Annotated in this window: 20 protein-coding genes; 12 read left to right on the top strand and 8 right to left on the bottom strand. The window is 70.5% G+C overall.

Features of this window, described 5'->3' with window-relative positions:
• Genes ACZ4SA_RS17200 through ACZ4SA_RS17185 form a run of 4 tightly spaced genes read right to left on the bottom strand, consistent with a single transcriptional unit; the run spans position 1 to position 3279 of the window.
• The gene (locus tag ACZ4SA_RS17200; protein ID WP_468274991.1) at positions 1 to 966 is read right to left on the bottom strand and encodes a complex I subunit 1/NuoH family protein; all 966 of its coding nucleotides are present in this window, start codon (positions 964 to 966) and stop codon (positions 1 to 3) included.
• The gene (locus tag ACZ4SA_RS17195; RefSeq protein WP_468274989.1) at positions 963 to 2243 is read right to left on the bottom strand and encodes an NADH-quinone oxidoreductase subunit C; all 1281 of its coding nucleotides are present in this window, start codon (positions 2241 to 2243) and stop codon (positions 963 to 965) included. The genes ACZ4SA_RS17200 and ACZ4SA_RS17195 overlap by 4 nt, the downstream gene beginning before the upstream one ends.
• Entirely contained in the window at positions 2240 to 2911 is a 672-nt protein-coding gene (locus tag ACZ4SA_RS17190; RefSeq protein WP_468274986.1) for an NADH-quinone oxidoreductase subunit B, read from the bottom strand. The genes ACZ4SA_RS17195 and ACZ4SA_RS17190 overlap by 4 nt, the downstream gene beginning before the upstream one ends.
• Positions 2902 to 3279: an NADH-quinone oxidoreductase subunit A gene (locus tag ACZ4SA_RS17185; protein WP_468275144.1), complete on the bottom strand. Its 378-nt coding sequence runs from the start codon at positions 3277 to 3279 to the stop codon at positions 2902 to 2904. The genes ACZ4SA_RS17190 and ACZ4SA_RS17185 overlap by 10 nt, the downstream gene beginning before the upstream one ends.
• A 318-nt stretch (positions 3280 to 3597) precedes the next feature.
• Here ACZ4SA_RS17185 and ACZ4SA_RS17180 point away from each other — a divergent pair, with 318 nt between their 5' ends.
• From ACZ4SA_RS17180 to ACZ4SA_RS17150, 7 genes are all read left to right on the top strand, one after another.
• The gene (locus ACZ4SA_RS17180; protein WP_468274984.1) at positions 3598 to 4785 is read left to right on the top strand and encodes a sensor histidine kinase; all 1188 of its coding nucleotides are present in this window, start codon (positions 3598 to 3600) and stop codon (positions 4783 to 4785) included.
• Positions 4786 to 4944: 159 nt separating this feature from the next.
• The gene (locus tag ACZ4SA_RS17175; protein ID WP_468274983.1) at positions 4945 to 6285 is read left to right on the top strand and encodes a sensor histidine kinase; all 1341 of its coding nucleotides are present in this window, start codon (positions 4945 to 4947) and stop codon (positions 6283 to 6285) included.
• A 188-nt stretch (positions 6286 to 6473) separates the two neighbouring features.
• Positions 6474 to 7133 carry a LuxR C-terminal-related transcriptional regulator gene (locus tag ACZ4SA_RS17170; RefSeq protein WP_468275141.1) on the top strand — a complete coding sequence of 220 codons (660 nt, stop codon included), beginning with the start codon at positions 6474 to 6476 and terminating at the stop codon, positions 7131 to 7133.
• Positions 7134 to 7510: 377 nt separating this feature from the next.
• Complete coding sequence (locus ACZ4SA_RS17165) at positions 7511 to 9457, top strand: 2-oxoacid:acceptor oxidoreductase subunit alpha (RefSeq protein ID WP_468274981.1); 1947 nt, start codon at positions 7511 to 7513, stop codon at positions 9455 to 9457.
• Positions 9450 to 10529, top strand: a complete 1080-nt coding sequence (locus ACZ4SA_RS17160) for a 2-oxoacid:ferredoxin oxidoreductase subunit beta (RefSeq protein ID WP_468274978.1) — start codon at positions 9450 to 9452, stop codon at positions 10527 to 10529. The genes ACZ4SA_RS17165 and ACZ4SA_RS17160 overlap by 8 nt, the downstream gene beginning before the upstream one ends.
• 178 nt (positions 10530 to 10707) lie before the next feature.
• Positions 10708 to 11817 carry an EamA family transporter RarD gene (rarD, locus tag ACZ4SA_RS17155; RefSeq protein WP_468274975.1) on the top strand — a complete coding sequence of 370 codons (1110 nt, stop codon included), beginning with the start codon at positions 10708 to 10710 and terminating at the stop codon, positions 11815 to 11817.
• A gap of 194 nt (positions 11818 to 12011) precedes the next feature.
• Positions 12012 to 12920 carry a mechanosensitive ion channel family protein gene (locus ACZ4SA_RS17150; protein WP_468274973.1) on the top strand — a complete coding sequence of 303 codons (909 nt, stop codon included), beginning with the start codon at positions 12012 to 12014 and terminating at the stop codon, positions 12918 to 12920.
• Between the two features lie 109 nt (positions 12921 to 13029).
• Here ACZ4SA_RS17150 and ACZ4SA_RS17145 read toward each other — a convergent pair whose 3' ends face one another.
• Positions 13030 to 13203 carry a DUF6401 family natural product biosynthesis protein gene (locus tag ACZ4SA_RS17145; protein WP_468275139.1) on the bottom strand — a complete coding sequence of 58 codons (174 nt, stop codon included), beginning with the start codon at positions 13201 to 13203 and terminating at the stop codon, positions 13030 to 13032.
• 112 nt (positions 13204 to 13315) lie between these two features.
• A complete protein-coding gene (locus tag ACZ4SA_RS17140; protein WP_468275136.1) occupies positions 13316 to 13912 on the bottom strand; it encodes a CGNR zinc finger domain-containing protein in 597 nt (198 codons plus the stop codon).
• A 52-nt stretch (positions 13913 to 13964) separates the two neighbouring features.
• On the opposite strand from ACZ4SA_RS17140, the gene ACZ4SA_RS17135 reads away from it, so the two are divergent.
• Both ACZ4SA_RS17135 and ACZ4SA_RS17130 read left to right on the top strand, forming a co-directional pair.
• Positions 13965 to 14414 (top strand): VOC family protein, encoded by a 450-nt coding sequence (locus ACZ4SA_RS17135; protein ID WP_468274971.1) that lies wholly within the window; start codon positions 13965 to 13967, stop codon positions 14412 to 14414.
• 361 nt (positions 14415 to 14775) lie between these two features.
• Complete coding sequence (locus ACZ4SA_RS17130) at positions 14776 to 16092, top strand: M28 family metallopeptidase (protein ID WP_468274969.1); 1317 nt, start codon at positions 14776 to 14778, stop codon at positions 16090 to 16092.
• A 189-nt stretch (positions 16093 to 16281) separates the two neighbouring features.
• Here the strand turns inward: ACZ4SA_RS17130 and ACZ4SA_RS17125 are convergent, their stop codons facing one another.
• Complete coding sequence (locus ACZ4SA_RS17125; protein ID WP_468274967.1) at positions 16282 to 17520, bottom strand: LolA family protein; 1239 nt, start codon at positions 17518 to 17520, stop codon at positions 16282 to 16284.
• A 163-nt stretch (positions 17521 to 17683) separates the two neighbouring features.
• Complete coding sequence (locus tag ACZ4SA_RS17120; protein WP_468274965.1) at positions 17684 to 18694, bottom strand: polyprenyl synthetase family protein; 1011 nt, start codon at positions 18692 to 18694, stop codon at positions 17684 to 17686.
• A 278-nt stretch (positions 18695 to 18972) separates the two neighbouring features.
• On the opposite strand from ACZ4SA_RS17120, the gene ACZ4SA_RS17115 reads away from it, so the two are divergent.
• From ACZ4SA_RS17115 to ACZ4SA_RS17105, 3 genes are all read left to right on the top strand, one after another.
• Positions 18973 to 20988, top strand: coding sequence for a CocE/NonD family hydrolase (locus tag ACZ4SA_RS17115; protein WP_468274962.1), 2016 nt, complete (start codon positions 18973 to 18975; stop codon positions 20986 to 20988).
• A gap of 144 nt (positions 20989 to 21132) precedes the next feature.
• The gene (fahA, locus tag ACZ4SA_RS17110; protein WP_468274960.1) at positions 21133 to 22359 is read left to right on the top strand and encodes a fumarylacetoacetase; all 1227 of its coding nucleotides are present in this window, start codon (positions 21133 to 21135) and stop codon (positions 22357 to 22359) included.
• Positions 22360 to 22726: 367 nt separating this feature from the next.
• The gene (locus tag ACZ4SA_RS17105; protein WP_468274957.1) at positions 22727 to 23503 is read left to right on the top strand and encodes a DUF4190 domain-containing protein; all 777 of its coding nucleotides are present in this window, start codon (positions 22727 to 22729) and stop codon (positions 23501 to 23503) included.
• Positions 23504 to 23556 lie beyond the last annotated feature (53 nt).

Genomic DNA, 23556 nt, shown 5'->3' with positions numbered 1-23556 from the left:
CTAGATCACCACCTTGACGATGCCGGTGAGGGCGATCTGGGCGAGAGCGAGTGGGACGAGGACGGTCCAGGCGAGCTTCTGCAGCTGGTCCTCGCGCATCCGGGGGTATGTCACGCGCAGCCAGATGACGATGAAGGCGAGCACGGCGGTCTTGAGGAGGGTCCATACCCAGCCGAGGCCGTCCGCGCCGAACGGGCCGTGCCAGCCGCCCAGGAAGAGGACGGTCGTCAGACCGCACAGCACGACGATTCCCGCGTACTCGGCGAGCAGGAAGAGCGCGAAGCGCAGACCGGTGTACTCGGTGTACGCGCCGAAGATGATCTCGGAGTCCGCGACCGGCATGTCGAAGGGAGGGCGCTGCAGCTCGGCGAGGCCTGCGACGAAGAACACGATGGCGCCCACGATCTGCCAGGGCAGCCACCACCACTCGAAGGCGTTCAGGATGCCGGGCAGGGAGACCGTGCCGGCCGCCATCGCGACGGAGGCAGCGGTGAGCAGCATCGGCAGCTCGTACGCGAGCAGCTGGGCGGCCGTGCGCAGACCGCCCAGGAGGGAGAACTTGTTGGCCGAGGCCCATCCCGCCATGAGGGAGCCGAGCACACCGACGCCCATGACGGCCAGGACGAAGAAGATGCCGGCATCGACGACCTGACCGACCGCGCCCTCGTTCGGTCCGATCGGGATCGCGACGAGTACGAGGAGGTAGGGCAGGAGCGCGACGGCCGGGGCGAGTTGGAAGACGCGGCGGTCGGCGTCGGCCGGGACAACGTCCTCCTTCTGTGCGAACTTCACGCCGTCCGCGACGAGCTGGGCCCATCCGTGGAAGCCGCCGGCGTACATGGGACCGAGGCGGCCCTGCATATGGGCCATCACCTTGTGCTCGGTCTGCCCGATGGCAAGGGGGAGGACGAGGAACACCGCGAAAACGACGATGAGCCGGAGGGCGACGTCCAGTGCGTCGTTCACGCGGGCTCGCCTCCGGCAGGTCGGTTCGGCTCGTCATCGGGTTCGGGTCCGTCGGTGGACCCGGTCGCGGGCCGGGGGGTCTCGGTTTCTGGGGAGTCGCTCTCGGAGGCGACGGGTTGCTCGGCGGCGTCGGGTCCGGCAGGTACCGGCCGTTCCGCCACGGTTGCCTCGGCGGCGTCGGGTCCGGCAGGTACCGGCCGTTCCGCCACGGTTGCGTCGGGGGACGCCGCTGCGGAGTGCCTGTCGTCGAACGCGGGGCGGGCGTGATGCCAGGGCGCGTCGGCGCTGCGGGAGCGTGACGGCATGGCCGGGGTCGTGGGGGAACCCGTGGCGTCGGCCTCCGAACCGGAGGGCTGCGACGCCTTGGGCGGCGGCGTGGTGCCCGCGCCCGACGCCGGGGGCTCTTGGGATACCTCGGGCGCGCCCGGCGTCGGCGAAGGAACCGGCGTCTCGGGCGCTCCGGCCGCCTCGGGCGGCGTCGTGTCACGTGAGCGGCGCACGCTCGCCGAGCCCTCACTCGCGCTGCGGGAGCGACGCGGAGCGGTCGGGGCCTGCGGCTCCGCAGGGACTGCTCCGCCCTGGGACGCAGAGCCCTCACTCGCACTCCGCGCGCGACGCGGCGGGCGTTCGCCGGCCGCTGCCGCGGCTCCGGCCGCTCCGGCGGCGCGGGGTGTGCGGGCGGGGCGGGCGGGCGCGGGCGGGAGTTGGCCCTTGAGGGGACCCCACTCGTTCGGGTCCGGGACACCCGGCGGCAGCATCTGGCGGCGCTTCGGCCCGCCGTGCTCCGACTCTCCCGGTTCCTTCGCGCCCGGCCAGGCCTTGGCGACCCGGGCGGCCAGCACGAAGTCCTTGCGCAGCGGATGGCCTTCGAAGCCGTCGGGCAGCAGCAGCGGTGCCTGGTGGGGATGGCCGGTGAAGTCGACACCGAACATCTCGTGGGTCTCGCGCTCGTGCCAGCTCGCGCCCGCGTAGATGTCGACCGCGGAGGGCAGCGACGGAGCCGAGTGCGTAACGGTCGTGCGCACCAGCAGCCGCCGGACGGCACGGCCCTCCAGCGAGACGACGTGCGCGCAGACACGGAAGCCGGTACCCGGCTCGTCGACGGCGCTGAGCCAGTCGAAATAGGTGCAGCCCAGCTTGTCGCGTGCGATCTCCAGTGCCGCGATCCAGGAGCCGGCCGGGACGTCGACCGTGAGCAGGTCGTAGGCCCGCTCGGCCGTCGCCTCCTCGCCGAAGATCTCGGTGACGGCATCGGGAAGCAGGTCGTACTGGTTCACCGCGTCGCCCCCTCGGCGCCGGCCGGTGGAGGCGGCGTGACCAGCCCGCTCTGCAGGGCCGTGGCGGAGGTGCGGGCGCCGGCACTCTTCCCACCGTGCCCGTAGCGCTCTCCGAGCGACTCTCGCGCGATCTTCTCCTGGAGCTTCAGGATCCCCTGGAGCAGCGCCTCCGGGCGGGGCGGACAGCCGGGTACGTAGACGTCGACGGGGATGATCTGGTCGACGCCCTTGGTGACGGAGTACGAGTCCCAGTACGGCCCGCCGCAGTTGGAGCAGGCGCCGAAGGAGATGACGTACTTGGGCTCGGGCATCTGCTCGTACAGACGCTTCACCGCCGGCGCCATCTTGTCCGTCACCGTGCCGGACACGATCATCAGGTCCGCCTGGCGCGGTCCCGGCGCAAAGGGGATCACGCCGAGACGGATGAAGTCGTGGCGTGCCATCGAGGCCGCGATGAACTCGATGGCGCAGCAGGCCAGTCCGAAGTTGAAGACCCAGAGGCTGTAGCGGCGGCCCCAGTTGAGGACCACCTTCATCGGTTCGGGCGCCAGGCGTGCGAGGGCTCCCAGTCGCCGCGGCTCCGGAAGCAGCTCCGGAGCAGGGACCGAGGCCGTGTCCGGAGCCGAGGCCGTGTCCGGAGCTTGGGACGGGGTCGGGGTCACGTCCATGTCAGGACCCCCTTCTTCCATGCGTAGAGCAGTCCCACGGCCAGGAAGCCGAGGAAGATGAACATCTCCACGAGAGTTGTCCCGCCGTATCCGTCGGCGGCGAAGACCGTCGCCCACGGGAAAAGGAAGATCGAGTCGATCGCGAAGATCACGTACAGGAAGGCGTAGACGTAGTAACGGACCTGGGTGTGCGCCCATCCCTCGCCGACGGGGTCGACTCCGCACTCGTACGTGAGCATTTTCTCCGGCGTCGGGACGACCGGCCGCAGCAGCCTGCCGGCGGCGAAGGCAACGGCGACGAACAGCACGCCGATCAGCGCGAGCAGCCCGACGACGGCGTAGCTCTCGAAGTAGTCCGCCGCGAGCATGACCACGGTCGGTTCCGGCACGTCCGCCCCTCGCTCCCTGACCCAGTCGACCTTGTCGCCACTTGTCGCTGCTTGTCGGTTCCTGTTGCTGTTTGCTGCCGTTTGCGGCTGCTTGTTGCTGCCTGTCGTCGCCTCGTCACCGCTTTGTGCCCTGCTCGACGAGCGCGAACGATCTGTACGCACGGGAGTCTAGGCCCTGCTAAAGAGAGCGTAAGCAGTTGTGTCACGCATCGGTCGGCCGCGGGTGGGGTTATCCCTACTTCGCCCCACCCACGTACCCCATGGCGTGCGCCGGTCCGGCCCGGCAGGCTGGCCTCCATGACCGCGAGCATCACCGCCCCCGACAACGACCGGCCGCCCTCCGTGCGCTTCGTCTTCGACCGTCATACGTGGAAAGAGATCGCGCATCTGCTCGGCAACCTGCCGGCCGCACTGCTCGGGTTCGTCTATGTGACGGTCACGGTCAGCGTCGGCGCCGGGCTCGCCGTGACGGTGATCGGCCTGCCCCTGCTGGCACTCGGGCTCGCGGGCGCGCGCATGCTCGGACGGGCGGAGCGGGCTCGGGGCCGTGCGATGCTCGGCGTACAGGTCGACGAGCCGAGCCCGTTGCTCGGGGCTTCGCGCGGTGGGGGCCTGATCACCTGGGTGTGGTCCCACCTGAAGGATCCGGTGGCCTGGCGCACCGTGCTGTACTCAGTGATCCGGCTGCCCTGGGGCGTCCTCACCTTCACCTTCATGGTGGTGGGCCTGTTCGTGCTCTGGCCCGTACTGCCCTTCATCGCGCGGGGACTTTCCAACGCCGACCGCGCGATGGTGCGAGGGCTGCTCTCGCCCTCCGACGAACTGGAACGCCGCATCGCCGAGCTGGAGTCGGACCGTGGCGTGGTCGTCGACACGGCCTCCGCGGACCTGCGCCGGATCGAACGCGACCTGCACGACGGTGCGCAGGCCCGGCTGGTGGCCCTGGCCATGGGGCTGGGCCTCGCCAAGGAGAAACTCCTGGAGGACCCGGACGCGGCGGCGGACATGGTGGACGAGGCGCACGGCGAGGTGAAGCTCGCGCTCAAGGAACTGCGCGACCTGGCCCGCGGGATCCACCCCGCCGTGCTGACCGACCGCGGCCTGGACGCCGCGCTCTCCTCCGTCGCGTCGCGCTGTACGGCTCCGGTGACGGTCACCGTCGATCTGGACGCGCGGCCCGCTGAAGCGATCGAAGGCATCGCCTACTTCACCGTCTCCGAGCTGCTGCAGAACGTGAGCAAGCACTCGGGAGCCACGCACGCCACTGTGGACGTGTGGCGGTCGGAGGGCCGGCTGATGCTCCAGGTCGTGGACGACGGCAGGGGCGGAGCACGGCTGGACGGTGGCACCGGAATGGCCGGGCTGGCGGAGCGGTTGGGCGCGGTGGACGGCCTCCTCGCCCTGGACTCGCCGGTGGGCGGGCCGACGACGGTCACGGCGGAGCTGCCGTGGCGGGACCGCGGGGAGCGCCGGGCTCGTGCCTGAGCGAACGCCATCCTGCCGGCCCGCCGGGGCGGCATGGTGGGGAAAACCCCCCGCCCAAGACGGATACCGGCCGCATGGTGCACGCCGGCCCGCCACAGCAGGCTTGGGGACATGACAGCCCGCCCCGCAGAACGCCGCCCCGCAGAACGGACGACTTCGATGGCCAGCACGGATACGGATTACGGATACGGTCCCCCGGCCCCCCGGGAACACTTCTTCCCTCCCGTGCTGCGCGCACCCTTCGAGGGCCGGGCCTGGCGCGAGTTCGGGTACCTGGTGCTGAGCCTCCCCCTCGCCACCGCGGTCTTCTCGTTCGCGGTCACCATGACCTCGCTGGGCGCCGGACTGCTCGTCACGTTCCTGGGGATCCCCGTGTTCGCCGCCTGCCTCGCCTGCCTGCGCGGCTTCGGCGCACTGGAGCGCGCGCGAGCTCGGGCGCTGCTCGGGCTGGACGTGGCCGCGCCGGAGTCGGTGCGGAGCACTCTGGGTCCGAAGAACAGCGGCGTCGCCGCCTGGATGGGCGGCATCCTCAAGAGCGGGGCGTCCTGGCGCCACCTTCTGTATGCGCTCTTCCACTTCCCGTGGGCCGTCTTCGGCTTCTGCGTTGCCGTGACCCTGTGGGTGACCGGCTGGGCGCTGCTGCTGTACCCGCTGTGGCAGTGGGCCTTCCCGACGTGGGGCGGCGTGGACGGTCTGCAGCTGTACGGGGACGGGACGCACAACTTCTACCTCGACACCCCCCTCGAGATCGCCGCCACCAGCGCCGTCGGCCTCGTGCTCACGATCGCCACACCGTGGATCATGCGTGCTCTGACCAGCGTCGACCGCCTGTTCGTGGCCGGGCTGCTCGGGCCGTCCCGCCTCGCGACCCGTGTCGTGGAGCTGGAGTCGGACCGTGGCGTCGTCGTGGACACGGCGGCCGCCGACCTGCGCCGGATCGAACGCGACCTGCACGACGGCGCGCAGGCCCGGCTCGTGGCCCTCGCCATGGACCTCGGGCTCGCGAAGGAGAAGCTGGCCCAGGACCCGGAAGCCGCCGCCCGGATGGTGGACGAGGCGCACGGCGAGGTGAAGGTCGCCCTGCAGGAGCTCCGGGACCTGGCCCGCGGAATCCACCCCGCCGTACTGACCGACCGCGGCCTGGACGCCGCCCTCTCCTCCGTCGCGTCGCGCTGCGCCGTGCCCGTGACGGTCGAGGTCGACCTGGACCGGCGGCCGGCGCCCGCAATAGAAGGCATCGCCTACTTCACCGTCTCCGAACTCCTGCAGAACGTCAGCAAGCACGCATGCGCCACCCGCGCCTCTGTGGACGTGTGGCGGTCGGCCGACCGGCTGATGCTCCAGGTCGTGGACGACGGCAGGGGCGGGGCCGACACGGCGGCCGGCAGCGGGCTGGCCGGTCTCGCGGAACGGCTGAGCGCGGTGGACGGCGTCCTGGCCGTGGACTCCCCCGCCGGGGGCCCGACGGCGGTCACGGCAGAACTCCCGTGGCGCGGCTGAACGCCCGCCCGCGGCGCCCCCTCCCTCTCGACCACCCACGGCAACCCCTTCGCCCGTTTCTGCGTCCCCCGATGCGGTGACCGGGAAAACCGCGGCCCGGCCCCGAGCGTGTCCTGATCCTGGAATGCTGGTGGGCGCAGGCTCGGGAAGCACATCTACAGGGGGGCTACAGGGTTGTGGAGGACAGAGTGCGGGTGGTCATCGCCGAGGATTCCGTACTGCTGCGGGAAGGCCTGACCCGGCTGCTGACCGACCGGGGACACGATGTGGTCGCCGGTGTGGGTGACGCGCAGGCCCTGATCAAGACGGTCGACGACCTCGGGGCACAGGACGCGCTGCCGGACGTCGTGGTCGCGGACGTACGGATGCCGCCCACGCACACCGACGAGGGCGTGCGGGCCGCGGTACAGCTGCGGCGGGAGCATCCCGGAGTCGGCGTGCTGGTCCTGTCGCAGTACGTGGAGGAGCAGTACGCCACGGAGTTGCTCGCCGGCAGCACCCGCGGAGTGGGCTATCTGCTCAAGGACCGGGTGGCCGAGGTGCGTGAGTTCGTGGACGCCGTGGTGCGGGTCGCCCGGGGCGGTACCGCGCTCGACCCCGAGGTCGTGGCACAGCTGCTGGGCCGGAGCCGCAAGCAGGATGTGCTCGCCGGCCTCACGCCCCGCGAGCGGGAGGTGCTCGGGCTGATGGCCGAGGGCCGTACGAACTCGGCGATCGCCAAGCAGCTCGTGGTGAGCGACGGGGCAGTGGAGAAGCATGTGAGCAACATCTTCCTGAAGCTGGGGCTCTCCCCCAGTGAGGGCGACCATCGCCGCGTGCTCGCGGTACTGACCTATCTGAATTCCTGAGCCATTCGCGTACCCGCCGCCCCGACGCGCCCGCCTGCTGACGCCGCCCGTTCCCCGAGTCACCCGAATGCCACGCAATGACCCACCGGATCCGCTCGGTAACCGAACGGACGACGGGCCTCCACCGACACACCGAGGGTCGTCGAGTGGTCGTCGAGTGGCGCATTAGCCGCAGGACCGAAGAATGAACGGGAACGTCTTCCCGGGAGGCCGGGTTACACAGAAGACAGGGCAAGACAAGGCGTCGCGGCGTCTCGGCAGGACGTCCGACATGTGAGCGGTCCGGGGAAGGCCACCCTTACCGTCGTAGGGTTGCCAATGGGTCGGCCGGCGGGCCGGTCGGGCCCGAGGAACCGCCTCGAGGGAGGTCCAGTTCAGTGACCAGCCAGGTCAGTAGCCCGGCCGAGCAGGCCGATGAGGTCAACGGGTCCGATGAGGCCCTCGTCGGAGAGCAGCGCAGGCGCGCCGGCGACAAGGAGATCCGCCGCCTGGACCGGGTGATCATCCGATTCGCGGGTGACTCCGGGGACGGCATGCAGCTCACCGGTGACAGATTCACCGCGGAGACGGCATCCTTCGGCAACGACCTCTCCACCCTTCCGAACTTCCCGGCCGAGATCCGGGCGCCTGCCGGGACACTGCCGGGTGTCTCGAGTTTCCAGCTGCACTTCGCCGACCACGACATCCTCACCCCGGGCGACGCACCGAACGTGCTGGTGGCGATGAACCCCGCCGCGCTGAAGGCGAACATCGGCGATGTGCCGCGCGGCGGCGAGATCATCGTCAACACGGACGAGTTCGCGAAGCGCGCCATGGCGAAGGTCGGATACGACGCCTCCCCGCTCGAGGACGGGTCGCTGGACGCCTACCAGGTGCATCCGGTGCCGCTGACGACGCTGACGATCGAGGCGCTGAAGGATTTCGGGCTGTCCCGCAAGGAGGCGGAGCGCAGCAAGAACATGTTCGCGCTCGGCCTGCTGAGCTGGATGTACCACCGGCCCACGGACGCCACGGAGAGCTTCCTGCGGCAGAAGTTCGCCAAGAAGCCGACCATCGCGGAGGCGAACATCGCCGCCTTCCGGGCCGGCTGGAACTTCGGCGAGACCACGGAGGACTTCGCGGTCTCCTACGAGGTGGCGCCGGCGAGCACGGCGTTCCCGACGGGCACCTACCGCAACATCTCCGGGAACCTGGCCCTGTCGTACGGGCTGATCACCGCGAGCCGGCAGGCGGATCTGCCGCTCTACCTGGGCTCCTATCCGATCACCCCGGCCTCCGACATCCTGCACGAACTCAGCCGCCACAAGAACTTCGGCGTGCGGACCTTCCAGGCGGAGGACGAGATCGCGGGCATCGGAGCGGCGCTGGGCGCCGCGTTCGGCGGCTCCCTCGCGGTCACCACGACCTCCGGACCGGGCGTGGCGCTGAAGTCGGAGACCATCGGTCTCGCGGTCTCCCTCGAGCTTCCCCTGCTGGTCGTCGACATCCAGCGCGGCGGCCCGTCGACGGGCCTGCCGACGAAGACGGAGCAGGCTGACCTGCTTCAGGCGATGTACGGCCGCAACGGCGAGGCACCGGTGCCGGTCGTGGCGCCGCGCACGCCGGCGGACTGCTTCGACGCGGCCCTGGACGCGGCACGGATCGCGCTCACCTACCGCACACCCGTGTTCCTGCTCTCCGACGGCTACCTGGCGAACGGCTCGGAACCGTGGCGGATCCCGGACCTCGACGAGCTGCCCGACCTGCGGGTCCAGTTCGCGACCGGCCCCAACCACGAACTGTCCGACGGCACCGAGGTTTTCTGGCCCTACAAGCGTGACCCGCAGACCATGGCCCGCCCCTGGGCCGTGCCGGGCACGCCAGGGCTCGAGCACCGCATCGGCGGCATCGAGAAGCAGGACGGCACGGGCAACATCTCCTACGACCCGGCCAACCACGACTTCATGGTCCGCACCCGCCAGGCCAAGATCGACGGCATCGAGGTGCCGGACGTCGAGGTCGACGACCCGGACGGTGCCGGCACGCTGGTGCTCGGCTGGGGCTCCACGTACGGGCCGATCACCGCCGCCGTACGTCGTCTGCGTGCGGCGGGCATCCCCATCGCGCAGGCCCATCTGCGCCATCTCAACCCGTTCCCGAAGAACCTCGGCTCCGTGCTGAAGCAGTACGACAAGGTTGTCGTGCCCGAGATGAACCTCGGCCAGCTCGCCACCCTGATCCGGGCGAAGTACCTGGTCGACGCACGCTCCTTCAACCAGGTCAACGGCATGCCGTTCAAGGCGGAGCAGCTCGCCACGGCGCTCAAGGAGGCCATCGATGACTGAGGCGCTCAAGCTCGTGCCCAAGGCCGAGGCCAAGCAGTCGATGAAGGACTTCAAGTCCGACCAGGAAGTGCGCTGGTGCCCCGGCTGCGGCGACTACGCGGTCCTCGCCGCGGTACAGGGCTTCATGCCCGAGCTGGGGCTGGCGAAGGAGAACATCGTCTTCGTCTCCGGCATCGGCTGCAGCTCCCGCTTCCCCTACTACATGAACACCTACGGGATGCACTCCATCCACGGCCGCGCGCCCGCCATCGCGACGGGTCTGGCCTCCTCCCGGCGCGACCTGTCCGTCTGGGTCGTCACAGGGGACGGCGACGCGCTGTCCATCGGCGGCAACCACCTGATCCACGCCCTGCGCCGCAACGTCAACCTGAAGATCCTGCTGTTCAACAACCGGATCTACGGGCTCACCAAGGGCCAGTACAGCCCGACCTCCGAGGTCGGCAAGATCACCAAGTCCACGCCGATGGGCTCCCTCGACGCGCCCTTCAACCCGGTCTCGCTGGCGATCGGCGCGGAGGCGTCGTTCGTCGCCCGCACCGTCGACTCCGACCGGAAGCACCTCACCGAGGTGCTGCGCCAGGCCTCGGAGCACCAGGGCACGGCGCTCGTGGAGATCTACCAGAACTGCAACATCTTCAACGACGGTGCCTTCGAGATCCTCAAGGACAAGGACCAGGCGCAGGAAGCCGTCATCCGTCTCGAGCACGGGCAGCCCATCCGCTTCGGGGCTGGGGGCACCTCCCAGGCCGCAGGCTCTGGGGGAGGGAGCAAGGGCGTCGTGCGCGACCCGTCCACGGGCGACCTCGAGGTCGTCGCCGTCACGGCAGAGAACGAGTCGCGGATCCTGGTCCACGACGCGCACTCCACCTCACCGACCACCGCCTTCGCGCTCTCCCGCCTGGCCGACGCCGACACGCTGCACCACACTCCGATCGGTGTGCTGCGCAGCGTCGAGCGCCCGGTCTACGACGTGCTCATGTCCGACCAGCTCGACACGGCGATCGAGAGGGACGGCAAGGGGGACCTCGCCGCGCTTCTCGCCGGCAACGACACCTGGACGGTCGTCGGCTGACAGACGGCGGGTCCTGGCGGGAGGCGGCGAAGGGTGCCGCCTCCCGTTTGTGTGTCCCGCCCTGTTCCCGGTCTCTCCGCCCGCCAGGATCGGTCATGACCGTATGGCGATACGGGCATGACATCCTGGCCCGGCACGGCGTACCGTCTTCAAGAACGTGCGCGGGACAGGAGGGCCGGTGAAGTCGCAGAACGAACAGCGGGCAGGACTGCTGTACGGGATCGGCGCCTACGGAATGTGGGGACTGGTCCCGCTTTTCTGGCCGCTGCTCAAACCCTCCGGAGCCGGCGAGATCCTCGCCCACCGGATGGTGTGGTCACTGGCTGTCGTGGCGGTCGCGCTGCTTGCGCTCAAGCAGTGGGGTTGGATACGTGAACTGCTCCGCAGCCCCAGGAAGCTGGGCCTGATAGCCGTCGCGGCCACCGTGATCACCGTCAACTGGGGCGTCTACATCTGGGCCGTGAACGCGGGCCATGTCGTCGAGGCCTCGCTGGGCTACTTCATCAACCCCCTGGTCACCATCGCCATGGGTGTCCTGCTGCTGAAGGAACGGCTGCGCACGGCCCAGTGGGCGGCCGTCGGCATCGGCTTCGCAGCCGTGCTGGTCCTGGCGATCGGCTACGGCAGGCCGCCGTGGATCTCGCTGACGCTCGCGTTCTCGTTCGCGACCTACGGTCTGGTGAAGAAGAAGGTCAACATCGGCGGCCTGGAGTCGCTGGCGGCCGAGACCGCGATCCAGTTCCTGCCGGCCCTCGCCTTCCTGCTCTGGCTCGGCGCCGACGGCTCCGCCACCTTCGGAGCGCACGGGGCCGGGCATGCGGCGCTGCTCGCCGCGACGGGCATCGTGACGGCCGCGCCACTGGTCTGCTTCGGGGCGGCGGCGATCCGTGTGCCGCTGTCCACGCTGGGGCTGCTGCAGTATCTGGCACCGGTGTTCCAGTTCGCACTGGGCATCCTGTACTTCCATGAGGCGATGCCTGCCGAGCGGTGGGCCGGGTTCGCACTGGTATGGCTGGCGCTGTCCTGTCTGACGTGGGACGCGCTGCGCACCGCCCGCCGGAACAAGGCGGAGGCGCTGCGGCTCGCCGCCCAGGCCGCGGCCTCGGGCGCGGGACCGCTGACAACGGCACCGGCAGGACCGACGGCCACGGCAGGGCCCACCGGCGCGGTCGTGGCCCAGACCGCCCCGGGCGTTGCCCCAACCAATACGGCCGCCACCACGACCGCCGCGAGCACCGCCGCCGACGGCACGTCGCGCGACGAGCCGCATGCGGAGGCGGCCGGCTGACGCACGGGCGGGCGCGGGCATGCACAGCAAGCGCCGCATCCTGAACCCGCCACCCCCACCAGGACTCAATTCCCACTCGAACGGCTCAGTACCACCTCTGGGCACAGGCCGCCATTGGGCCACCGGTGTTACCCCGGAAGCCCAGGCCCCGGTCACAGGGACCGCGCCGGTCCATAGAGTGGAGCAAGTGCGTCATGCCTCAACACCTCGCACTGACGATCGACTTCGGTCAGGGCTTCAGCGCCGCGTGGACCGCCGTGGCCAGGTTCATCCCCAGGTTCATCGCCTTCCTGGCGATCCTGGTCATCGGCTGGTTCATAGCCAAGCTGATCGCCAAGGCCGCCGACCGTCTGCTGCGCAAGGCAGGCTTCGAGCGGATGGCCGAGCGCAGCGGTGTGTCCAACACCCTCAGAGGGTCGAATTACGACGCCACCGGGATCATCTCGAAGCTCCTCTTTTATGCGATCGCACTGATCACACTGCAGCTGGGCTTCGGGGTTTTCGGCCCCAACCCGATCAGTACGATGATCAACGGGATCGTCTCCTGGATCCCGAAGGGGATCGTCGCCTGTGTCATCGTCGTCGTGGCCATGGCCGTCGCGCGTGCGGTCCGCGACATCATCCAAGGAGCCCTGGGCCAGACGTCGTACGGCCGTGTCCTCGCCACCGTGGCCTGGGGCTTCATCGTGGCGCTCGGCGTGATCGCCGCCCTCGGCCAGGCACAGATCGCGACCTCGGTCACCGGCCCGGTGCTCACCGCCGTGCTCGCCGCCATGGCGGGCATCCTGATCGTCGGCGTGGGCGGCGGTCTCATCAATCCGATGCGGGAGCGCTGGGAGCGCTGGCTCGCGACGGCCGAGGCGGAATCGGGCCGCGCCAAGGACACCCTTTCCGCCTACCAGCGCGGACGCGCGGACGCGGCAGCGGGCCGGCCCGCCACCGAGCGCCGGCCCGGACGCACCGGCGACATGGGCGGCGGCCAAGACACGGGGCGCGGCGGGGACATGCGCCGGGGTGGGGACATGGGCCGGGGGCGCGACATGGACCGCGGACGCGACACCGGCGAGGGCCCTCCCCTGGGAAACGGCCGGGACCCCATGTGACGCAGCGGCGGACCCGGCGCAGGAACGACGAACCGGCCGATGACTCCCACCGGCCGGCGCAGGAACGACGAACCGGCCGATGACTCCCACCGGCCGGTTCGGTGCTGCTTCAGACGGCGAGCAGGTCGTACTCGCGGATCAGCCGGCGGACCGCTGTGAGCCGCAGCGTCGCGAAGCCGTAGCCGACCGGCTCGGACCAGTCGATCTCCGAGAGCCGATCAGTGAACCCAAGGTCGTAGTCGGCGAGGTGCGGTCCGGTACGCCTCCCCTTCGCGGTGGGCAGTCGGACACCGCTCCCCAGCCAGAGTGCGACGCCTTCGGCGCTCGCGAGGAAGTCGCATACCGTCGCGGGCGGCAGGTCCTGGAGACACCCATCTCCCGGCCCGCGCCCTTCGTCAGTCCGGTGGTCGTGCTCCGTCCCCCTCTGCGTGGCGGGCGCGGTGCGCCCGCACCTTGTTGCGGTTGCCGCACCGCTCCATCGCGCACCAGCGGCGGCGGCCCGGGCGCGAAGTGTCGGCGAAGAGCAACTGGCAGTCGTGGGAGCCGCATTCGCGGACGCGGTCGGCGTAGGGACCGGTGAAGAGGTCCACGGCGTCCCGAGCCACGGTCGAGAGCATCTGCTGCGCGGTCGCGCCGGGCGCCCACTCCCGCGATCCGTCGGCGGCGATGCGGGCCACCAGGGGCGGAGCCGCAGCCGCCGCGTTGACCACGGACACATCGGCCGGGTCCGCGTCTCCGCCGTGCGCCCGGGCGGAGGCCATCCCCCACAGGGCGTCCCGCAGCGCCCGGGCGGCGGCCACGTCCGCCGGGTCGACCGTCAGCCGAAGAGCGGCGGGCAGCCGGCTGTCCGTCACCCAGCGCAGCAGCGCTGCCCGGTCGTTCAGCACCTCGTACGCGGCGAGCCTTCCGGGGCCGCCGGTGGGGAGCAGTTCCAGGCACAGCGCGCCCGGGTCGAAGCGGAAGGATCCGCCCGATGGCGGGTGCAGCAGCATTCCCGGCGTGTCCATTGCAACTTTCGTCACGTAACCACTATAACCAGTTTCTATGACTCTGCACTGGAAGCTCGTGATCGACGCCACCGACCCGCACGCCCAGGCGGACTTCTGGGCCGAAGCACTCGGATACCTGGTCGAGGACAACAGCCCCTTGATCGAGCAACTCCTCGCGAACGGCGCGGCGCCGCCCGAGGCGACCGTGGAATCACACGGCCGACGGGCCTGGCGCGATCTCGCCGCGGTCCGGCATCCGGACGACGCCCACGACGAGCGGAGCGGCACGGGGCTCGGACGCCGACTGCTTTTCCAGCGGGTGCCGGAGACGAAGACGGGAAAGAACCGGCTCCATATCGACCTGCACACGCCCCCCGGCGACATGGAGGCCGAGACCACGAGGCTGGAGGCGCTGGGGGCGGCGGTGCTGCGCCGGGTGAAAGAGCCGGGCGGCACATGGGTCGTGATGGCGGACCCCGAGGGGAACGAGTTCTGCGTGCACTAGCAGTGCCCACAGAGTGCCCGCCCCGTGCCCGCCGAGCATCGCCGTCCGCCCGGAGAACGGGTCCGCGGCGTCCGGTGCGTGCGATCGCAAGACGGCCAAAGGCCCAAGCAGCCAAGCTGCTTGGGCCTTTGGGGCTGCACAGTCCGGGGGCACTGACATGCGGATGGTCCGGGTCGTCCGCAATACGAACGGCCGTGACCGATTTCCGCCCTTGACGGTAAGTCAAACTCTCACGAACATCAGCACGCACTACGCACACGCATCCGCACCGCGCACAGCAAGCTCCAGCGCCCCGGGCACCGCCGAACCGGGGCGTCATGCACGTTCCGTCCCTTCCCCATACGGAATCCGGAGCCCCCACATGAAGCTCTCCGTTCCCAGACGTGCCGCTGCGGCCGCCGCGCTCGCCCTGGCAGGGTTGCTCGCGTCCGGCGCACCCATGGCATCCGCAGCACCGGCGGCGCCGGTGTCCGCGCTCGCCGCACCCGACATACCACTCGCGAACGTCAAGGCACACCTCAGTCAGCTCCAGACGATCGCCACCGACAACGGCGGCAACCGCGCCCACGGCAGGGCCGGTTACAAGGCCTCCCTCGACTATGTGAAGGCCAAGCTCGACGCGGCCGGATTCACCACGTCCGTCCAGCAGTTCACCTCCAGCGGCGCCACCGGCTACAACCTGATAGCCGACTGGCCCGGCGGCGACGTCAACCGAACGGTGATGGCCGGCGCCCACCTCGACTCCGTCAGCTCCGGTCCCGGAATCAACGACAACGGCTCCGGTTCCGCCGCCGTGCTCGAGGCCGCGCTCGCCGTCTCGCGCGCACAGCTCCAGCCCGCGAAGCATCTGCGCTTCGGCTGGTGGGGCGCGGAGGAGCTGGGCCTGGTCGGCTCGAGGTACTACGTGAACAGCCTGCCGTCCTCGGAGCGTTCGAAGATCGCGGGCTATCTGAACTTCGACATGATCGGCTCGTCGAACCCGGGTTACTTCGTCTACGACGACGATCCGGAGATCGAGCAGACCTTCAAGGACTACTTCGCCGGGATCGGCGTCCCCACCGAGATCGAGACCGAGGGCGACGGCCGCTCCGACCACGCGTCGTTCAAGAACGTGGGCATACCGGTCGGCGGTCTGTTCACCGGGGCGAGCCGCACGAAGACCAGCGCCCAGGCGCAGAAGTGGGGCGGCACGGCCGGCCAGTCCTTCGACCGCTGCTACCACTCCTCGTGCGACACGACGTCGAACATCAACGACACCGCCCTGGACCGCAACAGCGACGCGATCGCCCACACGATCTGGACGCTGTCCGCGGGCACGACCGAGCCGCCCGGCGACTTCTACGAGAACGCCGCCGATGTCACCGTCCCGGACAACGGCGCCGCCGTCACCTCCACCGTCACCGTCTCCGGCCGCAGCGGGAACGCTCCCTCCGCGCTCAAGGTCGGCGTGGACATCAAGCACACCTGGCGCGGCGACCTGGTCGTCGATCTGCTGGCGCCGGACGGCACCGCGTACAGGCTGAAGAACTCGAGCGGCAGCGACTCGGCCGACAACGTCATCACCACCTACACCGTGGACGCGTCCGCGGAGACGGCCAACGGTGACTGGAAGTTGCGCGTCCAGGACGTGGCGCGCTACGACACGGGCTACATCGACAGCTGGAAGCTGACCTTCTAGCGGCTCGTCGCTCCATCCACCCGCACCTGCGTGCGTGTGCATACCGCACACGCACGCAGGTGCGTCGTCCGCGGCCAGGGCCTTTCGACTGGATCAGGCCGGATCCGTGAGCGGGATCCGGTGCCGTGGAGCGTACGACGGGGCGGAGACGGGCCGAGCGGACCGCCGGCCGGCTGTCGCGCGGCGTCATTACTTGTCGGCGTTCGCGGCCTTCACCAGGGCGTCCTTGGTCACGGCTCCGACGTAGACCGTGCCGTCGTCCGTCATCAGGGCGTTGACCAGGCGCGTCTTGAACACCGTGCCGGAGCCGAACTTCCCCTCGACCTTGTCGCCCAAGGCGTCGAGGAACTGCTGCGCCTCGGGCGGCGCGTCCCCCTCGCCGCCCTTACCGCCGCCGAGGCCCTCGCCGCCCGGGCCCTCGATCTTGGCGATGGAGGTCCAACCCTCGCCGATCACGTTCAGACCGTCGAAGTCCTCGAGGCCCTTGAAGCCCTCGGACTTCTCGGACTTCTCGGGTGCCTTCCGGTGCGCCTCCTCGTCGGCCTCCGTCACCTTCGCGCCCTTGGGCGGGGCGAAGTCGAACGTCGAGGCCGTCGGCTTCGAGAAGTCGACCTTGGTGAAGCCCGCGTCGATCACGGCCTTGCCGCCGCTGCTCGGGGTGAGCGTGAACTTCAGCGGTACGCCGTTCTCCGCGTCCACCGCGACGGTGATCGCGCCGACCGTCGAGCCGCCCTGCTTGGGCTTGACGACCAGCTTGTACGCGTCACGGCCGGCCACCTGGGAGGTGCCGCCGACGGTGATGGAGGTGGTGTCGTCCGCGGCCTTCAGCACCTCGTCCGCGAGGCCCTTGGGCGTGGTGGGCAGGTCCTTCGGCAGGTCCTCGGGAGCCTTGCGGTCCTTGCCGTCGTGCCGGCCGCCGTCCTTGGCGTGGTAGACCTCGTTCGAGGCACTGTCGTAGCCCCACACCTCGTCGCCGTTGTGGATGAGGCTGTACTCGGAGGAGTCCTCGAGGATGGACACCTTCTGCCGGTCGGGGCCGTCGGCCGCGACCCGCAGGGTGTGGGTACCCGTCGCGAGTCCGCTCAGCTTGAAGTCGGGATCGGCGGAGGAGCCCTCGCCGTCCGCGCCCTCGCCGCCTCCGAGCGAACCGGCGAGACCGTCGAGGGCCGGAAGACCGAGGTCGGTGCTGATCTTCACCGTGCCGGAGAGCTGCTGGGTGTCCGACGCGGCCATCTTCTCGATGAGTTGCTGCGCGCTGATCTTCGGCAGATCCGGGTCACCGGAGGCGGCGAGCGCCGGGACGAGCCCGATGGTCGCCGCCGCCACCCCGGCCACCGCGACCGGGACTATGTAGCGGGCGGCCTTGCGCTGTCCCGCTGCGAGGTCCTTGGCCTCTTCGGTGGTCTGTGCGCTGTCGTTCGGTGCCATGGTGTGCCCTACCTCCGTGGTTGGTCAGGGGTGGTGCTCTCCATATGACCAAACGGGCCGCCAGGAAGCGTCAGCCCGCGGGCGCAACTTGGCGTACCCCTCTGGGATGACATCGGGGGCCGGCAACTCACCCGCCCCGTAGGGGTCCAGGGCGCGCGACGGGTCAGCCGGCGCGGTGGACCACCGCGTCGCACAGCTCCGCCAGCGCGGCCTTGGCCGAGCAGTCCGGCAGCGGGTCGAGCATCGCCCGCGCCTCCTGGGCGTACCGCACGGTGTCCCTGCGGGCCTGCTCCAGCGCAGGGTGTTCGCGCAGCCTGCGCAGCGCCTCCGCGTGCCGGCCGTCGTCCGTCAAGTCGCCGTCGAGGAGCGCGACGAGCTCCAGGTCCTCCGGGCGCCGGTGCTCCTGTGCCTGGGCGCGCAGCCGCAGCACCGGCAGGGTCGGAATGCCTTCCCTCAGGTCGGTGCCGGGCGTCTTGCCTGACTCCTGCGCATCGGACGCGATGTCGAGCACGTCGTCGGCGAGCTGGAAGGCCACGCCGAGCCGCTCGCCGTACTGGGTGAGGGTCTCCACGATCCGGTCGTCGGCGCCGGACATCATCGCGCCGAAGCGGACGGAGACGGCGACCAGCGAGCCGGTCTTGCCGGCGAGGACGTCGAGGTAGTGGTCCACCGGGTCGCGGCCGTCGCGCGGTCCCGCGGTCTCCAGGATCTGGCCGGTCACCAGCCGCTCGAAGGCCTCCGCCTGGATGCGTACGGCCTCCGGGCCGAGGTCGGCCAGGATGTGCGAGGCGCGGGCGAACAGGAAGTCGCCGGTCAGCACCGCCACTGAGTTGCCCCAGTGGACGTTCGCGCTGTCGACGCCGCGGCGCACGTCGGCCTCGTCCATGACGTCGTCGTGGTACAGCGTCGCCAGGTGCGTGAGCTCGACGACGACGGCGGAAGGGACGATGCCCGGCGCGTAGGGGTCGCCGAACTGGGCCGCCAGCATCACGAGCAGCGGCCGGAAGCGCTTGCCGCCCGCGCGCACCAGATGCTGCGCGGCATCGGTGATGAACGGGACCTCGCTCTTGGTGGCGTCGAGCAGGCCCGCTTCCACAGCCGACAACCCGGTCTGGACATCGGCCTCAAGAGCCTGGTCCCGCACGCTCAGCCCGAACGGCTCGACGACGGTCACGAGGGAGTCTCCTGTCTGCTGACGATCACGCGGATTGTCGATGTGTCGCTGGATTCACTCGAGTCAGCGTATCCGGTCCTCTTTCGATCACCATGAGCGCCTTCCTACCGCCGCCGGTATGTTCTCTTCCACACCTGTTGCACAAAGGTGAGCGCTTTGTCGGGACCGACAGCGGCCCCTTCACCGACTCCGACGAAGCGCCCAGGACCCCGTCCGCCGAGGCCGCCCAAGGGCATGACCCGAACGAGAGGCCGCAGGTCCGCCGGAAGGTTGCCGCGATGCGCATCCGTACCGATCTCCCGTACGAGACCACCCACGAGGACATCCGCATTCCGCTCCCGGATGGCACCCGGCTGTACGCCCGGATCTGGCGGCCGCTGACCGAGGAGCCCGTCCCCGCACTGCTCGAGTACCTCCCGTTCCGGCTCAGCGACCGGACCGCCGCCCGCGACCGGCAGCGCCACCCCTGGTACGCGGGCCACGGATACGTCTCCGTGCGGGTCGACGTGCGCGGCCACGGCAACAGCGAGGGCCTGCCGGGCGACGAGTGCGACGACACCGAGCTGGCGGACGGGGTGGAGGTCGTCCGGTGGCTGGCACGACAGCCGTGGTGCACCGGCCGGGTCGGCATGTTCGGCATCGCCTGGGGCGGATTCAACTCACTGCGGATCGCGGCCCTCGCGCCCGAGCCGCTGAAGGCGGTCGTCACCGTCTGCGCGCCCGTCGACCGGTCGGACGGCATGCACTACATGGGCGGCTCGGTCCTCGCCGAAGCCATGCCCGCCTGGGCCGCCACCCTGCTCGCCTTCGTCGCCCGGCCCCCGGACCCGCGGTACGCGGGCGAGGAGTGGCGGGCGATGTGGCTGCGACGGCTCGAGTCGGTCGAGCCCCTTCTCCACACCTGGCTCGCCCACCAGCTGCGCGACGACTACTGGAAGCACGGCAGCGTGGGCGAGGACCTCGCGGCGATCGACGCGGCGGTTCTCGCCGTGGGCGGCCGGCACGACCCCCACCGGGACGCGGTGCTCCGTCTGGTCGAACATCTGCCGTCCGATCGGGTGCGAGGACTGATCGGTCCGTGGTCGCACCAGTACCCCGACCGCGGCCGGCCGCCGGGGCCGGCGATCGGCTTTCTGCAGGAGACCCTGCGGTGGTGGGACCAGCACCTGAAGGACCGGGACACCGGGGTGATGGACGAGCCGCTGCTGAGGTCGTGGATCACCGCTTCGTACCGCCCCGCGACCGTCCTCCAGGAGCTGCCGGGACGCTGGGTCGGCGACTCCGCCTGGCCGTCGCCGTACGTCACGCCGACGGCCTGGGCGTTCCAGGGCGAGCCGGTCACCGTCCGCTCCCCGCAGCACACCGGCATGGACGCCGGACGCTTCCTCCCCTCCGGCAACGACGCCGACCTTCCCCCTGACCAGCGGGACGAGGACGCCCGCTCGGCGTGCTTCGAGGTCCCCGTGGCCGGGCCCGCCGTCGAGATCCTGGGGCGGCCCCGGGTGACGCTGCGGCTGCGCATGGACGTGCCCTTGGGCCAGGTGGTCGCCAGGCTCTGCGATGTGGCGCCGGACGGCTCGTCGACCCTGGTCACCCGCGGGGCCCTGAACCTGTCGGCACGCCACGGCCCGGACCGGGCGGACGCATGGCCGCCGGGCGCCACTGAGGACATCGTCTTCGGGCTGAACGCCGTCGGACACACCTTTCCTCCCGGGCACCGCATCAGGCTCGCGGTCTCCTCTGCGTACTGGCCCTGGATCTGGCCGCAGGCCCACTCGGCCGGCTTCTCGCTGGACCCCGCCGGTTCCGGCCTCGAGCTCCCTGTACGCGAACCGGGCGAGCACCCGGAGGACACCGGCATCCGCTTCGAGCCGCCCGAACAGTCCGAGCCGCTCGGCGTCAGCTCCCCGGCAACCCTGGACGAGGAGCGACCGGAGCGACTGATCGTCAGGGATGTGGCCAAGGGCGAGTGGCGGCTGGAGATCGACCCGCGGCACGAGGGGACCCTCGTCCATCCGGACGGCCTGGAGTACACCGAGGAAGGCCGGGAGACCTTCACCATCCAGGAGCGCGACCCGCTGTCGGCGCGTACCCGCTCCGACTGGACGATCCGGCTGCACCGGCCCGAACTGGCCTGGGACGTGCGGATCGAGACTCGTTCGGAGCTCGCCTGCGACGCGGCGGACTTCATCGCGTCGAACGAGGTGGTGTGCAGGGACGGCGACGAGATCGTCTTCCACCGCACCTGGGAGAAGCGCATTCCCCGGCTGTCGGGCCGACCGGCGAGCGTGTGACCCGGGCGGCGCGCCCCTGACCAGGCCGAGGGGCGAGCGCATGACCCGAACCGACCGGCACGTGTGATCCTTTAGGCCCTGCCGCGATCCCGGGGCTGCCACGTAACGTGTCGTCCACACCCGTGGAAAGCGAGGCAAGCACCGATGCCCGAGCAGAGCCCGCTCGATCTGGCCGAAGGCGATCCCTTCGGCCCGCACAACCTTCCGTACGGCGTCTTCACCACGGCCGGCGAACCGGACCGTCGGCGGCTCGGCGTCCGTATCGGGAACCATGTGCTCGACGCCGGCGCCGCCGCGCACGCACTCGGCTCCCCTTACGCCGGCCTGCTGGCGCAGCCGAGTCTCAACCCGCTGCTGGCGGCCGGACGGACGGCATGGCGCGATGTGCGCCGCGCGCTCACGGCATGGGTGACGGTGCCCGCGCACCGGCCCGACATAGAGCCGCTGCTGCACCCGCTGGACGCCGTGACGATGCACCTTCCGTACGAGGTCGCGGACTACGTCGACTTCTACGCGAGCGAACACCACGCCACGAACGTCGGCCGGATCTTCCGCCCGGACGGCGACGCGCTCACCCCCAACTGGAAGCATCTGCCGATCGGTTACCACGGCCGGGCGGGCACCGTCGTCGTCTCCGGCACCGAGGTCGTGCGGCCCTCGGGGCAGCGGAAGACACCCGCCGACGCCAACCCCGTCTTCGGCCCTTCGGTCAAGCTCGACATCGAGGCCGAGGTCGGCTTCCTCGTCGGCACGCCCTCCGAGCCGGGCAGCACCGTCGCCCTCTCGGACTTCCGTGACCACGTTTTCGGGCTGTTCCTGCTCAACGACTGGTCGGCGCGCGACATCCAGGCCTGGGAGTACGTACCGCTCGGCCCCTTCCTCGGCAAGTCCTTCGCCACGTCCGTGGCCGCCTGGGTGACCCCGCTGGAGGCGCTGGATGCGGCCAGGACCGCGCCGCCCGCGCGGGACTTCGACCTGCTGCCCTACCTCGACGACTCCGCGGAGGAGGAGCCGGGCGGCTTCGACGTACGGATCTCGGTGGCGATCAACGGCCAGGTGGTCGCGGAGCCGCCGTTCGCCACGATGTACTGGACGGCCGCGCAGCAGCTGGCCCACATGACGGTCAACGGCGCCTCGCTCCGCACGGGCGACCTGTACGGCTCCGGGACCGTCAGCGGCCCCGAGGTGAACCAGCGCGGCTCGCTGCTCGAGCTGACCTGGAACGGCCGCGACGCCATCGAACTGCCTGACGGCAAGCGGACGTTCCTGGAGGACGGCGACGAGGTGACCATGACCGCGTGGGCTCCGGGCCCGGACGGTGTACGCGTCGGCCTCGGCGAGGTCACCGGACGGATCGTCCCCTCGGCATGACGCGCGGCGTCCGGGATCTCGTGGCTGCCGTGTCCCTCCGCTGCTCGTCGGCCGCCCGGCCGCACAGGGCCCGGCGGAGCAGCATCAGGACGGCTACGGCTGCGGCCGCGACGAGATGCCGGACGGCCGTGCCGGCCCCCGGACGACCTGGCCGGAGCGGACACGGATGTGGGGGCGTACGCGGGGCGGGTCAACACGGCATGAGACGTACACACGTGCGGGCGGTACTGATCCGTTCGTGCCCGATACGCTGGATGCACACAAAGGGGCCCCGGTGGCCGGGACAGCGTGAGACCGGTGTTCGTGCTGTCACCGCATGGCTATAGGTTGCGGATCTCAACCCTCTGTATCAGGAGCGCCGCGCAGCATGTCCATACCCCCGCCACCGCCCTCCGCGGGACCGTACTCGCAGCCGGGCCCGTACGGGCCGGCTCAGCCGGGGCCGTACGGCGCCCCGCAGGGCTGGTACCCGCAACCGCCCCAGAAGATGAGCGCGTTGGCCATCGTCGCGTTCGTCCTTTCGCTCGTCTTTCCGTTTCCTCTGCTGCCGCTGATCCTCGGCATCGTCGCCCTCTCCCAGATCCGCCGGAACGGCGAGAGGGGCAAGGGCTTCGCCGTCGCCGCGATCTCCATCCACGGCGCGACCCTCGCCCTGTGGGCCCTGATCATCGGGTTGGGGGTGTCCGGTGCCTTCGACGACGGTCCCCCGGCGCAGCGCGACAGCGGTGGGCAGGTGACCAGCCCCGGGTCGGAGCAGGTGCAGGACATCCGCAAGGGTGACTGCTTCAACACCAACGACGAGCTGGAGGAGTACGAGAGCGGGGGCAGCAAAGCCGCCTTCTCGGTGAGCATCGTGCCTTGCAGCGAGCCCCACGAGGCCGAGGCGTACGCCGTCTTCGACCTGGAGGACGGGCCGTACCCCGGCACGGACGAGGTCGTCTCCATCGCCCAGGAGAAGTGCGCCGGCATGCTGCTCACCGACTACGTGGGCGACGACCCGAAGCTCGCCGAGACGCTGGAGGTGTACTACTACCACCCCCAGTCCCCCGGGTGGGTCCTCGGCGACCGCGAGGTCACCTGTTTCCTGGGCGACGCCTCCGGGCCGAGCACCGGGTCGGTGCGCGCCGCGGGCTCCGGATCCTGAACACCACGAAGGTCCGGCCCCTCCCCCGAGGAGGCGCCGGACCTTCTGCTGTG

The organism is Streptomyces sp. NPDC027962 (assembly GCF_055566095.1).
Note: the sequence above shows the minus strand (reverse complement) of the source record. Positions and strands in the feature narration are given on the sequence as shown.